Raw genomic sequence first — 20852 nt, 5'->3', positions numbered from 1 at the left:
TAACCTTCCTCATTAAAGAGAGTTGTCATAAATAACTATATAGCAAGTAATAAAAACAAAGCACTATGACAGTCACACTTATTGAATTGTTTAGAGCCTAAGGGGTATCATGCTTTTGAAACACATCGTTATTATTAGGGAATCAAGTTAATGTGCGCAATAAACAATCAAACAATCAGAATACTGCATATTAATGATACTCACTCCTATTTTGATGAGTCTGTCATTGCATTAAATTCAGCCGACCATGGAAAGTATTATATTAAATGTGGTGGTTTCTCTCGGATATCATATCAAGCATCGCATTTGATAAAAGAAGCAACAGAATGTGGCGCAGCTACGGCTTTCTTTCATGCTGGTGATTGCTTTCAAGGCACTTTATATTTCTCTTTATATAAAGGGGTAGCCAATGCCGATTTATTAAATCAATTACCGCTTGATGGAATGGTTTTAGGTAATCACGAGTTTGATCTCGGCAACCAGCCCGTCAGTGAATTTATTGCGAACACTGATTTCCCTATTCTGATGGGGAACTGGGATCTTAGCCAAGAAGATGAGACCAAAGGGCATGGAGTAAAGTATTGTGAGCGTATATTAAAATATAATCCGGAACTAAAAATCGCAGAATACATGATAAAACATGTGGGTTTAACGTCAATTGCCATCTTTGGTTTAACGATAGATCGTATGTCTCTGCTTGCTAGTCCAGATCCAGACACTCCGTTTGTTAATGCTGTGGAAGTCGCTAAAAATACGATTGATTATTTGGCAAGTAAGAACATAACTAACGTGGTGATAGTGAGTCACTTAGGGTATGAAGCCGATAAAGCATTGGCGGAGATAATATCCGGTATTGATCTCATTATTGGTGGACACAGTCATGTATTACAAGGTGACTATGAAAGTATTGGGCTCGAGACTCGAGATCAATATGGTGAGAAAGTGAATGGTACGTATATTGTTCAAGCTGGGTGTCATGCGTTAGCGTTGGGCTATTGTGACCTTGAGTATTCTAACTGTGGGGAATTGATCCATTTCAATGGTAATAATCTACTGTTATTAGATGATGTCGCCTATCAAGATAAAGCGTGCGAGACCCCCTTACCGTTAAGAGCGTTAACTGATGTAAAGCAATCACTGTCAGGTTTCTCACATGCTCAATTTTGTCAAAAAGATGAAAGTATTGAATCACTGTTAATTGAAAAATATCGTGGAGAAGTTGAGCGTCTTTCTAGCCAAGTGATAGGGCAGTGTCTAGATGATTTAACTCACCGTCGTGTACCTAATGAACTAGGTCAAAGTGATATAGCACCATGGGTGGTCGAATCTTTCTACTCTAAAGCGCATCAAGTGGATCACCGAGTTCAATTTGCAATGCATAATGCTGGGGGAGTTCGTGCCGGTCTTAACCAAGGGGCAATTACTTACGCGGATATCGCCGGAAATGTATTGCCTTTTGCCATACCGATTGCCATTTACAGTGTGAAAGGAAAGTACTTGAAAGCGGCAATTGAGGGTGCAATTGATAATGCTACGGATAACGGGGTTATTGGTACGGGCTCTGGGAGTTATCCTTACGTTTCACAGCTAAAGTACAGTTATAACGCAAGTAAGCCTAGTGGAAAGCGTATTACTGAATTGAGTATTTATCATGAAGTGAATGGATGGCAACCAGTATTGGATGAACAAATTTATTTTGGCACGTCAACCGCTTACACCATAAAGGGTAAAGAGGGGTACGAACCTTTATTAAATAAAGAAAAGGGTGTGCATATTACCGAACATTCTATGGCTGATTGTTTTATTGATTATTTGCAACATTACTCAAGTTTGACTAAACCAAAAGAATATTTAAATAAATACCATAGAAATGACAAAGCGATGATGTAATGGCATAAAATTTGCTTTTATAAATATGGAATTAATTCATAGATTTAAGCAAAGGAATATTATGGATAGTAATTGGTCTGATAGATTACTAGTAGTCGGTTGGGTTGTTGCGTGGTCAGTACTGGTTTACTTTGTGCCATTTTCTGGTTGGTAAGTAACAATAAAAAAGCCTTCTATTCTGTAGAAGGCTTTTTGTTAACATTAATTTTACTTATTTAACTCTTTTAAACCAAACTATGTCGGTAAATTAATTTTTGAATAAACGGAGTCTTAAATTGGCTTTTATTTTGATTTTTATTCACTTTATTTGATTTTAGTTCTTATTTTAAGCGTTTAATGTGAATAGGTATTAATGTAATGTTTGCATTAGTAAAACTAATATTACTTTGAAGAAAATGTCATTTTTTGAGCAAAGAATATAGTTCTATTATTGCCACATCAAAATTTAAATGACTTTTATTTTTAAGTGAGGCAATCATGGCACAAGCAGCAATGAACGTTAATAACATCGCTACTTCTTCTTTGGAAAAGAAGGCCTATTCAGTAAGTTTCAAAGGACTGATTGCTCATTGTATTGATGTATTATTTGGTAAAGGCCAAGTAACATCAGTGCATTATACATCAGAATTATCTGAGCATTTACAGAGAGACATGGGCTTACGCCGTTAGTTTCTTTTTAATAAATGCTCTATTAGAAAAAACCAGCCATGAGCTGGTTTTTTTACATTAGCAAAAGAGTGTCGTTACTTTAGTAAATACATACCTTGTTTTTACCTGAACGTTTTGCTTTGTACAATGCCTTATCTGCACGCAGAAACGTAGATTTACAAGGTTCGCTATTTGTATTTATAGCAAGGCCAATACTTACCGTAATACTTCTATCATTGAGAATATGTTTCCAATTAACGTTGGCGATAAGCTCTCTACACTGCTCTGCAATGTGTCGGCCTACCTCTAGGTCATTTGATGGGATAATCAATAGAAACTCTTCACCACCGTATCGAAGAGCATAATGTGAATTATCTAAGTTTTTCTGTAAAACTCGCCCCAATCTTTTTAATACGACATCCCCGGTTAGGTGTGAGTATTCATCATTGATGGATTTAAAGTCATCAATATCAATAATAAGCAGTTGATAATTTTTGATTGTCGGAATGATTTTTTTTATAAACGTAGATTCAAACCAGCGACGATTATAGAGTTTTGTGAGGCTATCGTGCTGTACGTCTTTTTGTAATTTCTCGACCTTATTTTTTTGTTGAACAGACACTTTTTTCAATTCAATGTTTTCTGATTCTGAAATACTAAGACGTAGCTGCAATTCTAAATGAAATAAACGTCTGAGAGCATGTCCTCCAAGTTTATTGATCGGAAAAGAGTGAATAATATCGACGGCTAATTTTTGCGCTTTTTTTTCACACGCGAGTGCATCAGAAAAATTGCCGTATGAAGCCAAGGCGTTACTTTTTATATCTAACAATTGGCGAATGTAATAACCATTAGAATATTTTGATGTTCTTCGAATTTGATGATTGATAATCACTTCTGCCATTTCCCCTCGTTGCAGCTGGATAAGGCAGTTAGCGGCTTCGATAGCAAACAATTTATTTAGCCAAGGAAAAGAGATTTTGGCGTACTTGCATTCTTTTTTAAAAGAGATTAGCTGATCTAAAGCGAGTTGAGGCTTATTTTTTAGGCGCAATAATTTTGCTGAATATAAAGCCACTTGAGGGGCTAATTGAGGATCATCAACGAGGTATTGTATGACGAGGCACTCTTTAAGCAGTTTATTCGCTTTGGAGAGTCGGTTGAGTTCAAGGAGACAAGCAATCATGTATAAGCGATAACGCAAAGCTAAATTATGGCTTTCTATTATGTGACTGAGAGATTCTAGTTTTTGGTAGTAACGGAGCGCTTTTAAGTGGTCGCCGTAAATGGAGCAAAGATTACCAATCCCCAGAATTGATTGGATGTAAAATTCGCTTTTCCCATGCTCAACAGCAATTTTAGAGAGGTTATCTAAAGTCGATAAGGCGTTTTGATAGTTACCAAAATCAATGTGACGATAGCTCAATGAAGAGTAAATTTGTAAAATAAGATCAATATGAGTAGGTAGAACTAATAATGTTAATGCTCGTTGTAAATGGCAGATACTTTTTTCTGTAAGATCCGCTTTTACTTCATATTCTGAACACATAAATAATGCGTAGGCTTTTTCCTCATTGCTCTCTGCCATGTGTTCTAGTATGTGATACCAAAGAACCAATGATTGAGAATGGGAGAGCACAGAAAGATCAATTCCTTGCTCTTGTATACGATCTAAGAATGTATCCATACGAACCCTTAATTATAATACTTCTTGTGCCATCGATTCTGATAAATACTCGATAATATTAAAATAGCTCACTTCGGGGACCGAAGTGCTGTTTGAATATCGATGCCATGGATAGGTTGATAAACTGATAGATAAAGAATGGATTATTTCTAAACACACGTTGGTTTCTGCGTGAAGTAATAACCCAATTTCGGTGTCATTTAAACGTGTTAGAACATCGCCATATTTACAATAATGATGACTTAATAACGTGATATTCCTTATTTTTTCTTTTGATGGATCAGTAATCACAACAACATGATATTGAGTGCTCATTAGTGATGAATTAATGTCATGAAGCCTCTGGTGCCATTTATCTACAGGAATTAGGTAGGTGAGTGAAGAAAGACTATTATATTCAAGTTGGTCTTTAATTCGATTGATTAATCTTATGGCTCGGATGTCTAACTGTTTTTTAGAGGTATTGGATTTATCACGTCCGAGATTATTGGATTGTTCTTGTAAAAGTGTTATTTCATATTGGCGATAGCGTTTATAAGAATAGAGTGCTTGCTCATCGTCATTGGTTAACTCAGCAACGCGTGACTGCTCAAGGCATATTTGCGAGCGTAACTCACCTTTATCGAATTGTTCTGATAATATTTCGGCTTTGGTTAATAATTCATACGCCGTCGTAAAGTTACCTTTTGCCGTTTCTATTCGAGCTAAACAGATTGCTGAATGTGCCTTCATCCATATTAAATTATGTTGCTTAGCCAGCTGGTTTGAATAGAGACAGCATTGCTGAGCTGAGGTTAGATCATTGAGGCCTAAAAATGCCAGCCCTCTAAAGTCATAGATTTCCGCTTTCCATGTTAGATTCGTATTGTCTTTTAATAATTCTTCCGCTTTTAGAAGAATGGGCAGCATTTCTTGATGGTGGTGAAGTAAGTAGTTATCCCATGCCTGTAATATATAAGCTTTTGCCTCTAGATGAGGAATACGATAAAAATTAGCCCGTTGAGCAGCAATATAATGGGTAGAGTTTGCTTGTGCTAAATTGTTTGTCATACGCCAAACGTTGCCAAGACCAATTAATGCCTCAATTTCAATTTGATAGTTTCCTAATAAAGAGGCTTGCTCTAACGCTTGAATCCAATAGTTCTGAGCTGTATAGAGTTTGGCTTCTCCCCAAGAATGCAAAGCGAGTGTGTGTAATATTGAGGGCAATAGGTCATCATCTTCTAATTCTTGATGAAGCTGTAGGACTTCTTTAGCAATTTTTAGTCCTTGTGAATAAAGGACTAAATGCCAGTAAGTATTTGAAATTATGAGTTTAGAGTAGGCGATGCCGTACTTGAAGTTGATGTCTTCGCAAAGTGTTAATAATTGTTCAGCTTCTGATTTTGCCGCTTCTGATTCATTTTCTACGGTCAACTCTAATGCAGTAAGCCGTGTAATTATCTTATCTTTAGAGTTAATCACAAATATCCTTCCTTATTGGTACTACCAATATAATACTCTCGTTACATTGATGTCACGAAGTATATTAAGGATATGCGAGTCAAGTATAAACTGTTGTTAAGGTGCTCTTGTCATATAGAATATTGTATAAGTTAGCGTTCATTTTCTGCGAGATTAAGCAGGGCCATCGCGCAACTAACGCTTGTGGCAAGAACATCAATAACACCTGTTCTTAATGCCCCCATGATTGACAATGCTTTGCGACTTTCACTTGCCATTGCGACTACGTTAGGAATTTGACGAAGATCTTCCATTTCTAAGCCAATAACTCTTCCTCGCATTAACGTATCCGCATCACTGCCATCTAATTTAAAGAAATCAAATCCGCCAATATCACCCACAATGCCATCATTTAAACGCGCTTCTACAAATTCTTTAGGCGTAAAAAAGCCAAGTTTAACCATGTGGCTGTTTTCATCCATATCACCGATCCCAACCAATGCAAACTCTGCTTTTCTGGCTTGGTTCAGTGTTTCCTTAATTGTTGCGTGCTCCATAAAAGCAGAACGAAGGCTCGGGTCATTCACATACGCAGGTGCGTAAAGCGTTTCACTGCTTCCGCCGTATTTTTTTGCTAAACGTCGACAAATATGGTCAGCGTTAATAATATCACCACTGCGGTGTGTACCACCGATAGCGGATACGAATCGAGCATTACGATGGGAGACAATCCCAGCGTGATCAGCGACAGCAGCAACGTTTTGACCTTGACCAACGGCAACCGCCATATCATCTTGCAAGTTATTGTTTAAATAAGAGCTAACGAGAGCGGCAACTTGCTTGCGTTGTTCACTGGTATTGGGTTGATCTAATGAAATCAATGCGCGTTTTAAGTTGAATTTTTCAACCAACTTTTGTTCTAGCTGTGCGCTATAAACGGGATGAAATTTTACGGTAATTTCGACAATACCTTCTTCTCGTGCTTTTCTAAGCATGCGTCCGACTTTAGCGCGAGATAAGCCAAATTTTTTCGAGATCTCTTCTTGAGTCGCTCCTTCTTGATAATAAAGGATGGCGATTTCTGTCAACATATCGGTGTTTTCAGTGTGATCTTGAGAAGGTGACGAGCTCATTGTTATTCCTAACTTAATAATTCAGCAAGTGTAATGGGTTTTGAAATTAACCCTAACTTTTGTGCTGGTGTTGTACCTAGTTTATCTTGATGACACAGATTATGCCATGCTCTAAAGATATCTAATAAAGGAAGTAGGCTAGCCGGACGAAGTTTTCGTCTCGGTTCATTCACTAAACTTGTAAATTGATTATAAAAACGTTGCTGATAATCAGCGGCTGAAGTGGCAGAAGCACGCTTTAACCAATATTGTTCATTGTTCTCTGCGCCATTAAGATGGCAAATCCCTTTATGTAGCCCTGAGACTTCGGTAAAAGCCCAGCGATCTCGCCACCAACCCACAAGATGAATATCTACTTTCTCGCCGCTTTGCTCAATAGGAAAAGCATCGTCTTGAGTGACGTACAGTAAATCAATATTGTTGTTTTTAATGCGTTCAAGAAAAACAGACATTGCTGCCGATCGAAGCATAGGCTCTTGAGGCATATAAATCTCAATAGAATCACAATGTGAAAAAGCGTCTTGGATTTCTAAATAATGAGCATAAGACGTATAAGGAGGTCGTATTAACGCCCCTTTCGATGGGTAATTTAAAGAGACGTAATTACCTAAAGGATCTTCAACATTTGCACGGGCTAATATCTCTTGATATTTGCTGTCTACGCGGCTGAATATACTGTTTGTGGCGATAGCTGATTGAGAATTGGCTTCACCAATAAAGGTATTCGATAAATATTGTGCTTCGGGTAAGAACGGGTCGTGATCCAACTGATTACCAGGTTGGTCATTTTCTGAATAGTTAATATGTTGAGCGATGAGATAACCTGAACTCATTTCTGCGGTACAGTACCAGAAAACCCCATTATTACTTAGAGGCTGCAGTGGGGTGGCATTTGATGCTAATTGAATTTGGGTTCTGTCATGCTGTAAACGGACATCAAACAAAGACATATGACGTCGGCAACGACTGGCTATTTGGTTAATATGGTCATAAAAGGTTTTAGGATTTATATGTAAACGACGGCAAATCTCGCGTACAGAGTACCCAGTAAATAAAAAACCTAAAATCTTTTGTTGAATAGGGCTTTTTTGGTTTTCACCAGACCATTTATCGACAAAGGTAGAAGCGCAAGATTTACAACGATAACGTTGACGATCACCACTATAACCGAAGGCATGATAAAGCTCACGATGAGTAAGAACATCTAAACCGAAATGAGAGCAATGGGAATTATTACAAGCAGGTAAAGAATGGCATTGCACTTTTTGCTGACGTGCAAGTTCGTTCAATACTTCATTGTTATTGATTAAGGGAGGAAAAGCACCACATTTCCGACAAACTAATGCAGGTCGCTTCGGGTTCGTGCGTTGAACTAAATAATGTTGTTCATCGCTATCACCAAAATTGTCACACGCCAATGTTTTACAAAAATTGAGTTGTAACCCTTTAGCAGCCAACGGCAGTTTTTCAGTTGGCACTAGACACCCCTTATGTTTTTAAAACGCCAGAATGTTCTGGCGTTGAGGATAGGACTACAGTTTAATGGCGGTTTCTAGTGCCACTGTCATCATATCATTGAATGATTTTTGACGATCTTCTGAACTTAATTTCTCACCGCGTTTTATGTGGTCAGATACTGTTAGGATAGTAAGTGCTTTCGCGCCTAGATCCGCTGCCACACCATAAATGCCAGCCGCTTCCATATCAACACCCAAGATGCCTAATTTTTCCATTTTGTCGAACAGATCCGTTTCTGGAGAGTAAAATAAATCCGCAGAGAATACGTTACCTACTTTTACTGGTACATTAAGTTCACGAGCTTGAGCAACCGCCGTTTCTAATAAACCAAAATCAGCAATGGCTGCAAAATCATGGTTGTTAAAACGAATACGGTTAACTTTTGAATCGGTAGAAGCACCCATACCAATAACAACGTCCATTAGTTTCACGTCATCGTGTACTGCGCCACAGCTGCCAACGCGAATGATGTTTTTAACACCAAATTCCGCGATCAGTTCGTGTACATAGATACAACAAGAAGGAATACCCATGCCGTGACCCATAACGGAGACTTTTTTGCCTTTATAAGTACCGGTGTAACCGAACATATTACGAACGTCACATACTTGAGTTACGTCTTCTAAGAAGTTTTCAGCAATGAATTTAGCTCGTAGTGGATCTCCTGGCATTAGAACTGTTTCTGCGAAATCACCAACTTGTGCATTAATATGTGGGGTAGCCATAATCAAGGTCTCCAGTCTATAAAATATAAAAATTTAAGTTTAACTAAATTTGTTGAACATTTTTGTTCGATATGGCGCTATTTTAGGCCTATATTTTAAGGTGTCATGAGATTGATGTCACATTTTTTATCAGAATGTACATTATTTTTATCCTTGATAACGAAATCTGTTGAAACTAAAGAGGCAATCGTAAACGCTTGGTCTGTTCTTATCTTTAATACAGAGTATTGGTTTCATTCTGAGTGGTTCTATTTTAAATTGAAGTTATTGTCTTCTAAGAGGATGATGTACCAAGTTTATCTATGATATTAAAAGTGAGTAAATTGATGAAAGCAAAAAATAAACAATACGCTGTAATTGGTTTAGGCCGTTTTGGTTTAACAGTTTGTGAAGAGTTACATCAATATGGTTCACAAGTGTTAGCCGTTGATATTAATGAAGAACGAGTAAAAAAAGCGACTGATTTTGTGTCTACCGCTGTGGTGGCAAATTGCGCGAGCGAAGAGACCGTTGCTGAGCTAAAATTAGATGAATACGATATGGTAATGGTAGCCATTGGTTCTGATATCAATGCCAGTATCCTAACCACATTGGTACTTAAAGAAGCGGGTGTTAAAACCGTTTGGGTGAAAGCGAATGATAAATTTCATGCGAAAATTTTAACTAAGATCGGCGCTGATCATATTATTCTTCCTGAAAGAGACATGGGTATCCGAGTCGCAAGGAAAATGCTCGATCGCCGTGTATTTGATTTCCATCTTCTAGGCAGTGGACTGGCTATTACCGAAATTGTGGTGGGTGGCCAAAATATGGGGAAATCGTTAGGGCAGCTTGATTTTTGTCAAATGTCAGACGTGAAGATATTAGCCATTAAGCGCGGACCTGAAATCATATCAGCGCCTGAATACAGTAAAGAATTAGAAATGGGAGATATTCTTATTATTGTTGGTCCAGAAGTGAAACTGGCACAAAAAATCAGAACATTATGAATTATTTACCCAAACGTGGTCTATTCCCGTTAAAGAATAGTCAAAAATCAAAAGAGTGGTCAGAACCTAGGATCATTCTCTTTTCATTTTTGGCTATTCTGTTGCCTTCTGCTTTGCTATTAACACTGCCGATATTTTCAGTGTCAGGCTTAAGCTTTATGGACGCTTTATTTACTGCAACCTCAGCCATCAGTGTGACAGGGTTGGGTGTTGTTGATACTGGTACACATTTCACGACCAGTGGTAAAGTGGTCTTAATGTTTTTAATGCAGATTGGTGGTCTTGGCCAAATGACATTGTCAGCGGTATTGCTGTATGTTTTTGGTTTGAGGTTAAGTTTACGTCAACAAGCGTTAGCGAAAGAAGCTTTGGGGCAAGAGAAGAAGATAAACTTACGCAAATTAATTAAGAATATTATTTACTTTGCACTGGCGGCTGAGTTAATTGGGATGTTTATTCTTTCATTTCGTTGGGTACCAGAGTTAGGACTGGCAAAAGGTATGTTCTATGCCGCTTTTCACTCCATATCGGCGTTTAATAATGCAGGCTTTTCTTTATTTTCAGACAGCTTAATGGGGTATGTTAGCGATCCACTTGTTATATTTACTCTGTCTTTCCTCTTTATTGGGGGTGGTCTTGGGTTTACGGTTATTGTTGATTTAGTTAAAAATGGCTCTAAAGGATTCAGTCGACTGCAATTGCATACCAAAATCATGCTCATAGCAACGCCGACATTGTTACTTATCGGTACGTTATTTTTCTATGTACTTGAATATAATAATCCGAATACCTTGGCTTCGTTATCTGTGGGTGATCAATGGTTGGCGGCTTTTTTCCAATCAGCGAGTGCACGTACTGCGGGCTTTAATAGTGTCGATTTAACACAGTTCACCCAACCTGCGTTATTTATTATGATTATATTAATGCTCATTGGTGCTGGGTCTACATCGACAGGGGGGGGCTTAAAAGTATCAACAGTGACAGTAGCGGCAGTGGCAACATGGACTTTTTTACGTCAGAAGAAAAACGTTGTGATGTTTAAAAGAACGATAGGCTGGCCAATAGTAACTAAATCGTTAGCTATTATTGTCGTGAGTGGATTGCTGCTTTCTATCGCTATGTTTTCGTTAATGCTGACAGAAAATGCTGGTTTTGACAAAGTCATGTTTGAGGTTATCTCAGCGTTCGCAACGGTAGGCTTAACGGCGGGTTTAACGGCGGAGTTATCTGAACCGGGTAAATTTATTATGGTTATTGTTATGATTATTGGTCGAATTGGGCCATTAACATTAGCGTATATGTTAGCTAGACCGGAATCTTCGTGCGTGAAATACCCAGAAGAAAATGTATTAACAGGGTAGATAATTCGGATTAATACCACATTAAAAAGGGCATTGCACAAAATGTGTAATGCCCTTTTTTGTTAGTGACTTATTTCTTCAATAGAAAGTATTAATTAGCCGGTAATTGTTCAATTTTTAGAGTCTGAGTCGGGAAGGCAATCTCTGCACCGTGTTGGGCAATAATGTCCCCAATTTTGATTAATACATCTTGTTTAACATGGTGGTATTCAATCCAATTGACCGTTTTTGTAAAAGTGTAGACCAATAGATCTAATGAAGAAGGGCCAAAACCATTGAAGTTAACAATTAAGGTCTGATTCGAATCGATGCCTTCATGATTAACCAGCATTGCTTTTACTTCGATTACAATTTGCTCAATATTGCTAATGTCATCGTAGCGAATACCAATGTCTTCTTTAATTCTTCGATTTAGCATACGAGATGGGTTTTCAACCACAATGCTACTAAATACGGAGTTGGGCACATAAAGAGGGCGTTTATCAAAAGTACGTATTACCGTCATACGCCAACCGATGGTTTCAACCGTTCCTTCAATCGAACGGTCAGGAGAGCGGATCCAATCTCCGACTTTGAAAGGGCGATCAAAATAGATCATCATTCCACCAAAAAAGTTGGACAAGAGATCTTTAGCCGCTAAACCGACCACTAAGCCACCGACGCCACCAAAGGTTAATAAACCGGATAAACTGAGTCCAATCCCCTGCATTAATGATAATAAACCAAGAGAAATAAAGATTAAGCGGACGACTTTTCCAAGGGCTAAAACGGTTGTAATGTCATGTTTTTGATTGGTGAGAACTTGCTTTTCAATTAACGTTGTTAAACGTAACGCGGTCCAAATAAAACCCCAAACCAGAATGAATACTTGAAGGGTGGGGATCCAATCGGGTACTAACTTTAAATGCCCTGACAGCATTATTTTAAACGAGGCAGTTGCTGGCCAGACCCAAATAATCAGACTAACTGGGGAGGAGAGCGCTGTAATTACCGCGTCATCCCAAGGTAATGAGGTTTTTTTTGTAATATGTTGAAGACGGTTGACTACAATGCGCCATACGACCCATAAAAATGCACTAAACAGAGTAATGACGAGTACGTTCTGTACCCAATCATTCTCTTGAAAATTCAGAAGTGCATTCCACCAATTTAAGAAAGGAGTCATGTATTTACTACTCAATAATTAAAAAAGGTAGTTTAGCACTTCACTTGCCCAAAAATAGTATACAAATGATAATATTACCGCAAAAATTAACCATGCTATTAAGGTATGTTTCATTTTGGGTGCATTTCCGGTCAAATCCGCAGACCCAGTAAACATAGGTAAAATTAGATTAATGCCTTTAATACGATAAAATAATACAGCGGCAATGTGCAGCCCAATGAAACCAAGTAAAACATCAAAGCTTTGGTGATGAATCGTAGTTAGAAAACTACTTGTATCATAGCTCACTAAAGAGGCTAGAGGTCCTTCAGAGAGAATGTCATCATTGCTAAATAATCCAGTCACTAATTGTAATGTAAGTAAGAAAAATAGACCTAATACCATATAGCCACCAGCAGGGTTGTGGCCTATCGCATGTGATGCTTTTCTTGCTTTTAGATAAGTAATCGCTTTCTTGGGCGAGGTGATAAAATGAGTGAACTTTGCCGTATCACTGCCAATAATTCCCCAAACAATACGAGTGAGTAAAAACACCATTAAAAGATAGGCGAGCGCAAAATGCCACTCCATTAATCCTTCGTCTGCTGTATACCAAAGAGAGCCAAGTAAGACTACTTGGCTCCAATGATAAACTCGGATAAAACTATCCCAGATTTTCATGAATTCCCTTTAATTACTTTGCTTTATAATCGGTGTGGCAAGCCTTACAGTTTTTTACTGTTTTGCCAAACGCTTTGCGTATTGCGTCTTTATCACCTTTATCGGAGATACTTGCTAAAGCGGCGGCATCTTCTTGAAATTGAGCTAAACGCGATTCAAAATCAGGAAAGTTTGTCCATACTTTAGGTAATGCGTTTGTTTTTCCTTTATCAGATCCTTCTACATAAAAAGCATCTAATGGCATTAACGTTAACTGTGATAATTGATTTGCGCGTTTTGAAAAGATCGCGTCACTCCAATCTGTCTTTCCTTTGATCATCTCACCCATTTCACTGACATTACCTGCAATCATAGTGAATGCGGCTTGACGGTAAGCAATGGCTTTATCGGCTTCATTAAAAGTATGTGCTAAGACAGAGGTTGAAGCGAACAGTGTTGAGGCAATAATCAGTGTTTTTATTGAGCTATTTTTTGTGAACATAAGGCTTCCTTGGCTTGTCATTATTATTAAGCCTTAATTATATGAAATTAAACTTAAAAGAAATAGATTTAAACCACATTATTTACATTGTCTTTACATTCGGCTTATTCATATGCTTTTAATTCAACACCTAATTTGATTGCTGCATCTAATTCTCATTTGCGTATAATGTTAAGGTATTTTCCAATTAGGCTAGTCAGTTTTATGCGCATTTTAAATATTACAACGCATCCCGATCTAGAACATCTAGACAATCAGAAAATTCTTCAACGTAATGCAACCAGAGCAATTATTTTAAAAGGGGAAGAGATTCTTCTACTGTATACAGAGCGTTATCATGATTATTCTTTACCAGGCGGTGGTATAGATGAAGGTGAAGACGTAATTGCAGGGTTAGTACGTGAAATTGAAGAAGAAACAGGGGCTAAAAATATTTCAAACATTGTGCCTTTTGGTATATATGAAGAATTCCGACCTTGGTATAAACATGAATGTAATGTATTGCATATGATTTCTTATTGTTATACCTGTAATGCAGATAGGACTCTTGGCGAAACAAGCTATGAGAGTTATGAAATCAGAAATGGAATGCGTCCTGTTTGGATTAATATTCATGAAGCCATTGCGCATAATGAACATATTCTAATAAACAGTGATAAAAAAGGCATGAGCATTGAGCGTGAGACGTTCTTACTTCATTTAATTGTAAAAGAGTGCCTATAAATGTTCACAAAAGAACAAATCGTTAAATTAACTCAAATGAAGATGCCTTTTGGTAAATATGGCGGCAGAGTGCTGATTGATTTACCAGAAGAGTATTTATTGTGGTTTGAGCGTAAAAATGGCTTTCCAAAAGGGGAGTTAGGCGAGCTAATGGCCTTATGTTTAGCGATGAAAATTGAAGGGCTCGATGAAGTGATTCGACCGCTAAAATATCGTAGTTAACACTTTAATAAACGAATGCTAGGTAAATTGATGAGTCAGTTACCTAGCATTGTGTCACCGTATATCGCTTTTTATTTAAATTGAGATTCACCCGCTTTCGCGTTGTTAAAATCGTCAGCTAATCGGTCAGATGCTTCATTCTTTAAATAGTTAAAAGCAGAACAAAAACTGTTCGTTTCGCTATAAATTTCACGAGAACGATCAATATGTCTTTCTGCAGTACGACGCACTTGAGCGGTATTTGTCGGGTTGCTGTATTGCACTTGTTGATCAAAGACTTCTTTAATGTACTTCTCTTTACAAATGTCTTCATTATCAGGTGTTGCAGTTATATCGGCAAAAGAGGCGGTAGAGATAAGTGCCAAGAATAAGGCGTAAAAACGGCTCTTCTTCATCATGTTATAAACCTTATTGTAATTAACGATTTGATTCTACGTTTACAGTATAGGGAGTGCAATATTTAGGCCGAAATAATTACTTACTTTTTGAAAGGAATTGAGGTTAAACACCTTTTTATTTGAAACTTGAGATCGCTCGCTATGTTGTGATTGCATTCGTCTTCTTCGCTATCTAGTATGAAGGAAGATATTTAATGGAAGAATCATAATGAAAAAAGTAGTAATGGCACCGGAAGGTCCTGAATTTTCAGAGCTTGTACAAGGATATTGGCGTCTTTCTGATTGGAATATGACAGCTCAAGAGCGCTTAACGTTTTTAAAGCAACATATTGAACTTGGTATAACAACGGTCGATCACGCGGACATTTACGGCGGTTATCAATGTGAAGCTTTATTTGGTGAAGCGTTAGCGATTGATCCTTCGGTTCGTGACAAGATTGAAATCATAACAAAATGCGATATCAATTTATGTACGGCTGATTTTCCAAATCGTAAAATCAATCATTACGACACATCGAAAGAACACATACTCAATTCTGTTAATAACTCACTGTCTCGATTAAATATTAATGAAATTGATGTTCTTCTTATTCATCGCCTTGATGTATTAATGAATGCAGATGAAGTCGCAGATACATTCAATCAATTACAAAAAGAAGGGAAAGTAAAACACGTTGGTGTTTCTAACTTTACGCCTTCTCATTTTGATTTATTGCAGTCGCGTTTAGATAAACCATTAGTAACGAATCAAGTGGAAATCAATCCATTAAACTTTGATGTTGCTCATGATGGAACGTTAGACCATTTACAAATGAATCGTATTAAGCCAATGGCATGGTCTTGTCTTGCGGGCGGCGATATTTTCTCTGGTACGTCAGAGCAAGCAATTCGAGTTCGTCATGTATTAGAAGAGATTAAAGAAGAGATTGGTGCCGATAGTATTGATCAAGTGATCTATGCGTGGGTTGCTAAATTGCCATCAAACCCTGTGCCAATTATTGGCTCAGGTAAGATTGAGCGTGTTCAATCAGCAATTAAAGCCATGAGCTTAGCGCTGACTCGTGAGCAATGGTATCGTGTTTGGGTTGAATCTAAAGGTCACGGCGTGCCATAGCCTTTAATCAACGACAAAAATGGGATGCTTGTTTATTACAGCATCCCATTTTTTATGGTTATAACATAATAACTAACACTAGGCAGTTATCGTTATTTAACTAACCATTCAACCGCTTCACCAGCACGAATAGGCACAACAACATCATTACCAAAAGACATGGTTTCAGGAGTGATCCACGCTTCTTTGACTAGCGTTATCGTATCTGTATTGCGTGGTAAGTTATAGAAATCAGGGCCGTTGAAACTTGCAAAAGCTTCAAGGTTATCTAATTTTCCTTCGTTCTCAAATACTTCTGCATACAATTCAATAGAAGCGTGCGCAGTATAAGAGCCAGCACAACCGCAAGCCGCTTCTTTTTTCTCTTTTGAATGAGGGGCAGAGTCTGTGCCTAAAAAGAATTTAGGGCTACCACTTGTTGCCGCTTCTATTAGGGCAAGTTGGTGTGTATTGCGTTTTAAAATTGGTAAACAATAGAAATGAGGTTTGATACCACCAACAAGCATATGATTACGATTAAATAATAAATGATGAGCCGTAATAGTTGCAGCCACATTCGGACCTGCATTTTTAACAAAGTCTGCAGCATCTTTTGTTGTGATGTGTTCAAGAACAATTTTCAATTCAGGAAAATCATTTACGATTGGCGCTAATACCGTATCAAGGAAGGTTTTCTCGCGATCAAAAATATCAATATCATGTGTTGTCACTTCACCATGGATAAGAAGCAACATACCTTCTTCTTGCATGGTTTTTAAAATAGGGTAAACCTTTTGAATATCGCTTACACCTGAATCCGAATTCGTGGTGGCACCAGCAGGGTATAATTTAGCCGCGACAATATAGCCAGTTGCTTTTGCTTTACGAATTTCATCAGAAGTTGTCTTTTCTGTTAAGTATAAAGACATGATTGGAGCGAAAGTATTAGAAGAGTTTACCGCTTGAATGCGTTCGCGATAGCTGAGAGCTTGTTCGGTTGTGATAACTGGTGGCACTAGGTTTGGCATGATTAACGCTCGGCCATTATAACGACCAGAGTCACGTACAGTATCAGTTAATACGTCACCATCACGTAGATGTAAATGCCAATCATCAGGACGAGTAATTGTTAAAGTTGTCATTTGCTGCTCCCACCAGAAAAAGAAATAAGAGCCTAAGTAATTCATTGAGTTAATCGTTTGCTTAGGCGATAGGATTCTAAAGCAAAATGATTAAAACAAATAGGATAAAGTAAAAATTAATGAGCAATTTGACTTAAAAGGTAAAAGAGAACACAATCCGATCGTTTTTTGTACAAATAGAAAATATTGACTAAGAGGTCTTATGAAAAGTAATAAAAAGGCAGTCACTCCTGATCATGATCATGATCACGGGAGAGGCGTCATTAAAGACAATGCACTAAAAGCGGTAGTTACCAGCCAATTATTTACCACTCGAGTCACTAAAGCGAAAAAAGGTAAGGGGAGTTTTTCAAGAAAAGAGAAGTATAAAGGGCATAAAGAGCCCTATTCAAAAGCAGCTTAACGTCTCGTTGACTTTGAATAGGGCTTTTTTTGTGACCAATGTATTAAAAAATGAGCACTAACGATTAAATAACCATCAATCAGTAAGTTAAGTGAAAGAAAGTGCTTTACGTATCCGCTCAGTGTGGCATTATCTATCTCGTTCGACGATGTGCGTACATCGTATAATGGCTATTACCTCAGCCTTCCAAGCTGATGATGCGGGTTCGATTCCCGCTGTACGCTCCAATCTCTTTTTATCCTCCTCAAGAGATTGTTCCTGTTTTAAAATTCCAACTTATTAAAAATGATGCGCTTAATAGCGTTTTTTGTCGTATCTGTCGTTTGGAGCTTCAATTTGGTTTTTTGGACTCAGACCAGCTTAGTACTTTTCTTCCTGCTTACTGAAGCTTTTACAACTAATTGATATAGCTGATGGTAGGTAGTTAGTTTGATTTAATTGTGAATGCTTTTGGTAGGGCTAAATTTTAGGAGAATATCCCACGATAACCATTTTGGTAAAAGTGGCTGTAGATTCCGTTATTCTGCCTAGGAGTTAAATCTATAGGTAAAGTTAAGGTTTGATAAGGTTAAATATTAATTTTGTTATTAATATAACCTTGAGTGTGTGCAATGAAAGAAAATGATAAAACTTTTGTTCGAGCGTATTACCCGTGGAACGAAGATCTTGCTAAAGAAGCTAAAGCGGATACCCCACATAATGAGTCAGCCAAAGAGAAACCAATTGATACAGCAGAGTTTGAATACTCGATTGAAATAGCCTGTTCAGTTGGAGAGCTCAATTCTTATCAAGTTGGTGCATTTTCTTTAGGAAAAACTAAAGAAGAAGCGAGTATATCACTATGGACAAAATCCCAAACCGATAAGGGGTTCAGCTTATTGACCGCAAGTGTCAATGTAAATGAGCCTAAGAGCCTTATTCGTGAGTTTTTTATTTCAAGTGGTCACAGCAGCACTTTTGATGATGTTTCTCCAGTTAAAAAAGGCACAGGCACTCACGCTGAGTTTTTTGTACCTATTAAGCCATCCATTCAAGTCTATGACCGCTTAGCGTGGCCTAAAGTTGGATTTTTTTATCACTTTATTGATGATGAATTAGTGAATGAATACCAATTATCGGGTGGGGAAAAATCGTCTTTTAAAGTGACTTATTCAAAAGGAAAAACGTTGTCTTCTGATTTGTTATCAGATCATGAATACGCCTTTATTTTACTGCCTTGGAAAATAGAAAACACCGTTATTTCTCGTCAACACTTGTTATATACCAAAGAGAAAATGACAGAAGAGAAATTAAGTGAGATTAACGCTCAATGGCTTGATGAGAACGCGTGTCTGGTAAACCCAGATGAAGCGGTTAATGCGCGTTCAGATGACATTATCGAGAGAGAGAAAGAAGATAATGGAAAAGTGACGTATGCAATTCAATCTGGTGAGACACTTGATTTGATTGCTAAAAAACAAGGTATTACGTATGACGCTATCCTTACTTTGAATCCTCAGATTAAGAACCCCGATATTATTGAGCCGGGCAAAGTAATCACGATAAAAGACGCGCCCACTGAGCAAGAGAACACCCAGCTTCATGTCTGTAAAATCAATCCAGAGAGCGGCGCACCTGAAACGTGGAGTGAAATTGCAGGACAGTATGGAGTGGCCGCGAAAGAATTATTTGATTTAAATGCAGATAATCCGATATATAAAGGCGGAGCATTGGCGTTAGATAATGAGTTGCGAGTTAAGAAAACAACGCAAAGCGAAGAAGGAGCAGGGGAAGTTTGTCGAAACGCTCTCAGTCCAGAGGATGTGAGCGGTAATAAGTGGGTGTTTTCCTTTCTGAATGTGTGGAGTGTGATAGAGAAACAATTCTCAGATGTCGCGCATGTATTCGTTCAAGATGATACGGCTTTGAATAAACATACACCTGTAATTAAAGTAAACTCAGTGCTGCTTCACTCTACCATATTGTCTTGTTCTGATGGACTTGAAGCGCTAGCTCAAGAAAAGAAAGAAGCAATTAAGAAAGGCGATAAAGACGAAAAGAAAAAGAATGACATTAAGGCAATTCAAAAGGCGTTACTTGCGCTTAATTTTGATTTAGGTAAGCACGGTGCTGACGGTGATTTTGGCGCTAAAACTGAACAAGCCGTAGTGGACTTTCAGAGTAAGTTTGTACCAACACACGAGGTGCATACTGAGTATGAAATAAAAGAGAAAGAGGGCGTTATTGATAATCAGACCTTACTTGCTTTAGATGAGGCCGTGACATTATCAGATGAAAGCGTTAGAGCACCTCAAACCATTGAAGATTATCGTAGCAGAGTTAGAGAAATTAATTTTAACGAAGACTTTAATGAAAAGTTAATGCAATTTTCAGGAATATTTGATGAGTTTTATTCATATACGAAAGAAAATAAGATACTAAAATTTGTGAATAAAGAAGAGCTTGTGGATGCTTTCTTTGAGGATGATCGATTAGGTCGGTTCCCAAGTCATAAGACAAGGATCGATGCGAAAGAATACATAGAATCCACTAACTCTTTAGGTTTTACTTCACAGAATATTCCCGGTCAACCTATTTTTGCTTTAAATATTGCAGGCGGAGAGCATCTTGCTCGCCATGAAGTGATGCACCTTCTCTCTGCTGAAGGAGGAATGACACAGATAGTTAAAACTTCAGGTAACCTAAATGAGGCATTAACTGAAGTGACAACAAGAATAATTGAGGATGTTTTAGTACAGAATGATCAGGATACCATTGAAGCTAGAAAACATGCTTATCCAGCGTTAGCTGAACTTCTTTTAGGTATAACGAATAGTAGTGAGGCTATTATGGCCGGTTTATTCGAGGGATATATTAAAGATGGCGGTCTAGATAAATTGATAGATCCGATGGTTGAACGGTGGAAGGAACGTTCTGAAAGTGGACAAATAACCAAGACAGTTAACTGGTTGCCAAAATATAATCAAGATACGAAAATGAGAGGCTTACTTGTTAATTTAACGGGTTATTTAGGTGGAGCTTTATCTTTAGAGCAGGCCTCTGAAGATTTTGGTACGAAAAACAGTATTGGTAAAATGAAGGTTTATATTGGCTTTTAGTTTATATCTAATTAATAGGGCCTTAGCATTTTTAATGCTGCACAACGAGATGCAATCTTATTAGATGTTGAGC

The 20852-nt window shown here is 37.8% G+C and carries 19 protein-coding genes and 1 tRNA gene; 10 read left to right on the top strand and 10 right to left on the bottom strand.

All coding sequences use genetic code 11. The features are described from left to right. Window positions 1-150: 150 nt before the first annotated feature. A complete protein-coding gene (locus A6E04_RS14725; protein ID WP_065611707.1) occupies window positions 151-1890 on the top strand; it encodes a bifunctional metallophosphatase/5'-nucleotidase in 1740 nt (579 codons plus the stop codon). Between the two features lie 477 nt (window positions 1891-2367). Next, window positions 2368-2559 carry a hypothetical protein gene (locus A6E04_RS14720; RefSeq protein ID WP_012551791.1) on the top strand — a complete coding sequence of 64 codons (192 nt, stop codon included), beginning with the start codon at window positions 2368-2370 and terminating at the stop codon, window positions 2557-2559. A 79-nt stretch (window positions 2560-2638) separates the two neighbouring features. Here A6E04_RS14720 and A6E04_RS14715 read toward each other — a convergent pair whose 3' ends face one another. The 5 genes from A6E04_RS14715 to deoD form a co-directional block, all read right to left on the bottom strand. After that, window positions 2639-4225: a GGDEF domain-containing protein gene (locus A6E04_RS14715; protein ID WP_065611706.1), complete on the bottom strand. Its 1587-nt coding sequence runs from the start codon at window positions 4223-4225 to the stop codon at window positions 2639-2641. A 12-nt stretch (window positions 4226-4237) separates the two neighbouring features. Next, window positions 4238-5689: a tetratricopeptide repeat protein gene (locus A6E04_RS14710; protein ID WP_065611705.1), complete on the bottom strand. Its 1452-nt coding sequence runs from the start codon at window positions 5687-5689 to the stop codon at window positions 4238-4240. 131 nt (window positions 5690-5820) lie between these two features. Beyond that, on the bottom strand, window positions 5821-6801 hold the full coding sequence (locus tag A6E04_RS14705) for a sugar-binding transcriptional regulator (protein WP_012551793.1): 981 nt from the start codon (window positions 6799-6801) through the stop codon (window positions 5821-5823). 8 nt (window positions 6802-6809) lie between these two features. Next, complete coding sequence (locus A6E04_RS14700; RefSeq protein ID WP_012551794.1) at window positions 6810-8279, bottom strand: hypothetical protein; 1470 nt, start codon at window positions 8277-8279, stop codon at window positions 6810-6812. 54 nt (window positions 8280-8333) lie between these two features. Then, window positions 8334-9044 (bottom strand): purine-nucleoside phosphorylase, encoded by a 711-nt coding sequence (gene deoD / locus A6E04_RS14695; RefSeq protein ID WP_017020879.1) that lies wholly within the window; start codon window positions 9042-9044, stop codon window positions 8334-8336. Between the two features lie 326 nt (window positions 9045-9370). Here deoD and A6E04_RS14690 point away from each other — a divergent pair, with 326 nt between their 5' ends. Next, window positions 9371-10033: a potassium channel family protein gene (locus A6E04_RS14690; protein WP_012551796.1), complete on the top strand. Its 663-nt coding sequence runs from the start codon at window positions 9371-9373 to the stop codon at window positions 10031-10033. After that, complete coding sequence (locus A6E04_RS14685; protein ID WP_012551797.1) at window positions 10030-11394, top strand: TrkH family potassium uptake protein; 1365 nt, start codon at window positions 10030-10032, stop codon at window positions 11392-11394. The genes A6E04_RS14690 and A6E04_RS14685 overlap by 4 nt, the downstream gene beginning before the upstream one ends. Window positions 11395-11485: 91 nt before the next feature. Here the strand turns inward: A6E04_RS14685 and A6E04_RS14680 are convergent, their stop codons facing one another. Genes A6E04_RS14680 through A6E04_RS14670 form a run of 3 tightly spaced genes read right to left on the bottom strand, consistent with a single transcriptional unit; the run spans window position 11486 to window position 13700 of the window. Next, the gene (locus A6E04_RS14680; RefSeq protein ID WP_012551798.1) at window positions 11486-12559 is read right to left on the bottom strand and encodes a mechanosensitive ion channel family protein; all 1074 of its coding nucleotides are present in this window, start codon (window positions 12557-12559) and stop codon (window positions 11486-11488) included. Between the two features lie 18 nt (window positions 12560-12577). Next, complete coding sequence (locus A6E04_RS14675; protein ID WP_012551799.1) at window positions 12578-13219, bottom strand: cytochrome b/b6 domain-containing protein; 642 nt, start codon at window positions 13217-13219, stop codon at window positions 12578-12580. Between the two features lie 13 nt (window positions 13220-13232). Further along, the gene (locus tag A6E04_RS14670; RefSeq protein WP_017020876.1) at window positions 13233-13700 is read right to left on the bottom strand and encodes a c-type cytochrome; all 468 of its coding nucleotides are present in this window, start codon (window positions 13698-13700) and stop codon (window positions 13233-13235) included. A 204-nt stretch (window positions 13701-13904) separates the two neighbouring features. On the opposite strand from A6E04_RS14670, the gene A6E04_RS14665 reads away from it, so the two are divergent. Continuing rightward, window positions 13905-14423, top strand: coding sequence for an NUDIX hydrolase (locus A6E04_RS14665; protein WP_012551801.1), 519 nt, complete (start codon window positions 13905-13907; stop codon window positions 14421-14423). Then, entirely contained in the window at window positions 14424-14645 is a 222-nt protein-coding gene (locus A6E04_RS14660) for a DUF3820 family protein (protein WP_012551802.1), read from the top strand. It abuts the gene before it with no gap. A gap of 71 nt (window positions 14646-14716) precedes the next feature. Here the strand turns inward: A6E04_RS14660 and A6E04_RS14655 are convergent, their stop codons facing one another. Continuing rightward, window positions 14717-15043 (bottom strand): hypothetical protein, encoded by a 327-nt coding sequence (locus A6E04_RS14655; protein WP_017020875.1) that lies wholly within the window; start codon window positions 15041-15043, stop codon window positions 14717-14719. Between the two features lie 208 nt (window positions 15044-15251). Between A6E04_RS14655 and A6E04_RS14650 the strand changes: the two genes are divergently transcribed. After that, window positions 15252-16157: an aldo/keto reductase gene (locus A6E04_RS14650; RefSeq protein WP_017020874.1), complete on the top strand. Its 906-nt coding sequence runs from the start codon at window positions 15252-15254 to the stop codon at window positions 16155-16157. Between the two features lie 92 nt (window positions 16158-16249). Here the strand turns inward: A6E04_RS14650 and pyrC are convergent, their stop codons facing one another. Next, window positions 16250-17278, bottom strand: a complete 1029-nt coding sequence (gene pyrC, locus A6E04_RS14645; RefSeq protein WP_017020873.1) for a dihydroorotase — start codon at window positions 17276-17278, stop codon at window positions 16250-16252. Between the two features lie 202 nt (window positions 17279-17480). On the opposite strand from pyrC, the gene arfA reads away from it, so the two are divergent. The 3 genes from arfA to A6E04_RS14630 all read left to right on the top strand — a co-directional run bounded on the left by arfA (window position 17481) and on the right by A6E04_RS14630 (window position 20779). Continuing rightward, entirely contained in the window at window positions 17481-17681 is a 201-nt protein-coding gene (arfA, locus tag A6E04_RS14640; RefSeq protein ID WP_065611704.1) for a ribosome alternative rescue factor ArfA, read from the top strand. A 152-nt stretch (window positions 17682-17833) separates the two neighbouring features. Beyond that, window positions 17834-17908 (top strand) — tRNA-Gly (locus A6E04_RS14635). 384 nt (window positions 17909-18292) lie between these two features. Beyond that, window positions 18293-20779 carry a LysM peptidoglycan-binding domain-containing protein gene (locus A6E04_RS14630; RefSeq protein WP_065611703.1) on the top strand — a complete coding sequence of 829 codons (2487 nt, stop codon included), beginning with the start codon at window positions 18293-18295 and terminating at the stop codon, window positions 20777-20779. Window positions 20780-20852: the final 73 nt, after the last annotated feature.

Origin of the sequence: Aliivibrio logei, assembly GCF_001691055.1 — a bacterium.
Classification (GTDB): Bacteria; Pseudomonadota; Gammaproteobacteria; order Enterobacterales; family Vibrionaceae; genus Aliivibrio; species Aliivibrio salmonicida.
The sequence above is the reverse complement of the archived record's forward strand: the minus strand, read 5'-3'. Positions and strand labels throughout refer to the sequence as shown.

What these genes read in the sequence shown, in the direction of transcription:
- A6E04_RS14725 (WP_065611707.1), top strand. Translation starts at nt 151, where the DNA reads ATGTGCGCAATAAACAATCAAACAATCAGAATACTGCATATTAATGAT.
- A6E04_RS14720 (WP_012551791.1), top strand. Translation starts at nt 2,368, where the DNA reads ATGGCACAAGCAGCAATGAACGTTAATAACATCGCTACTTCTTCTTTG.
- A6E04_RS14715 (WP_065611706.1), bottom strand. Translation starts at nt 4,225, where the DNA reads ATGGATACATTCTTAGATCGTATACAAGAGCAAGGAATTGATCTTTCT.
- A6E04_RS14705 (WP_012551793.1), bottom strand. Translation starts at nt 6,801, where the DNA reads ATGAGCTCGTCACCTTCTCAAGATCACACTGAAAACACCGATATGTTG.
- deoD (WP_017020879.1), bottom strand. Translation starts at nt 9,044, where the DNA reads ATGGCTACCCCACATATTAATGCACAAGTTGGTGATTTCGCAGAAACA.
- A6E04_RS14690 (WP_012551796.1), top strand. Translation starts at nt 9,371, where the DNA reads ATGAAAGCAAAAAATAAACAATACGCTGTAATTGGTTTAGGCCGTTTT.
- A6E04_RS14685 (WP_012551797.1), top strand. Translation starts at nt 10,030, where the DNA reads ATGAATTATTTACCCAAACGTGGTCTATTCCCGTTAAAGAATAGTCAA.
- A6E04_RS14680 (WP_012551798.1), bottom strand. Translation starts at nt 12,559, where the DNA reads ATGACTCCTTTCTTAAATTGGTGGAATGCACTTCTGAATTTTCAAGAG.
- A6E04_RS14675 (WP_012551799.1), bottom strand. Translation starts at nt 13,219, where the DNA reads ATGAAAATCTGGGATAGTTTTATCCGAGTTTATCATTGGAGCCAAGTA.
- A6E04_RS14670 (WP_017020876.1), bottom strand. Translation starts at nt 13,700, where the DNA reads ATGTTCACAAAAAATAGCTCAATAAAAACACTGATTATTGCCTCAACA.
- A6E04_RS14665 (WP_012551801.1), top strand. Translation starts at nt 13,905, where the DNA reads ATGCGCATTTTAAATATTACAACGCATCCCGATCTAGAACATCTAGAC.
- A6E04_RS14660 (WP_012551802.1), top strand. Translation starts at nt 14,424, where the DNA reads ATGTTCACAAAAGAACAAATCGTTAAATTAACTCAAATGAAGATGCCT.
- A6E04_RS14655 (WP_017020875.1), bottom strand. Translation starts at nt 15,043, where the DNA reads ATGATGAAGAAGAGCCGTTTTTACGCCTTATTCTTGGCACTTATCTCT.
- A6E04_RS14650 (WP_017020874.1), top strand. Translation starts at nt 15,252, where the DNA reads ATGAAAAAAGTAGTAATGGCACCGGAAGGTCCTGAATTTTCAGAGCTT.
- pyrC (WP_017020873.1), bottom strand. Translation starts at nt 17,278, where the DNA reads ATGACAACTTTAACAATTACTCGTCCTGATGATTGGCATTTACATCTA.
- arfA (WP_065611704.1), top strand. Translation starts at nt 17,481, where the DNA reads ATGAAAAGTAATAAAAAGGCAGTCACTCCTGATCATGATCATGATCAC.
- A6E04_RS14630 (WP_065611703.1), top strand. Translation starts at nt 18,293, where the DNA reads ATGAAAGAAAATGATAAAACTTTTGTTCGAGCGTATTACCCGTGGAAC.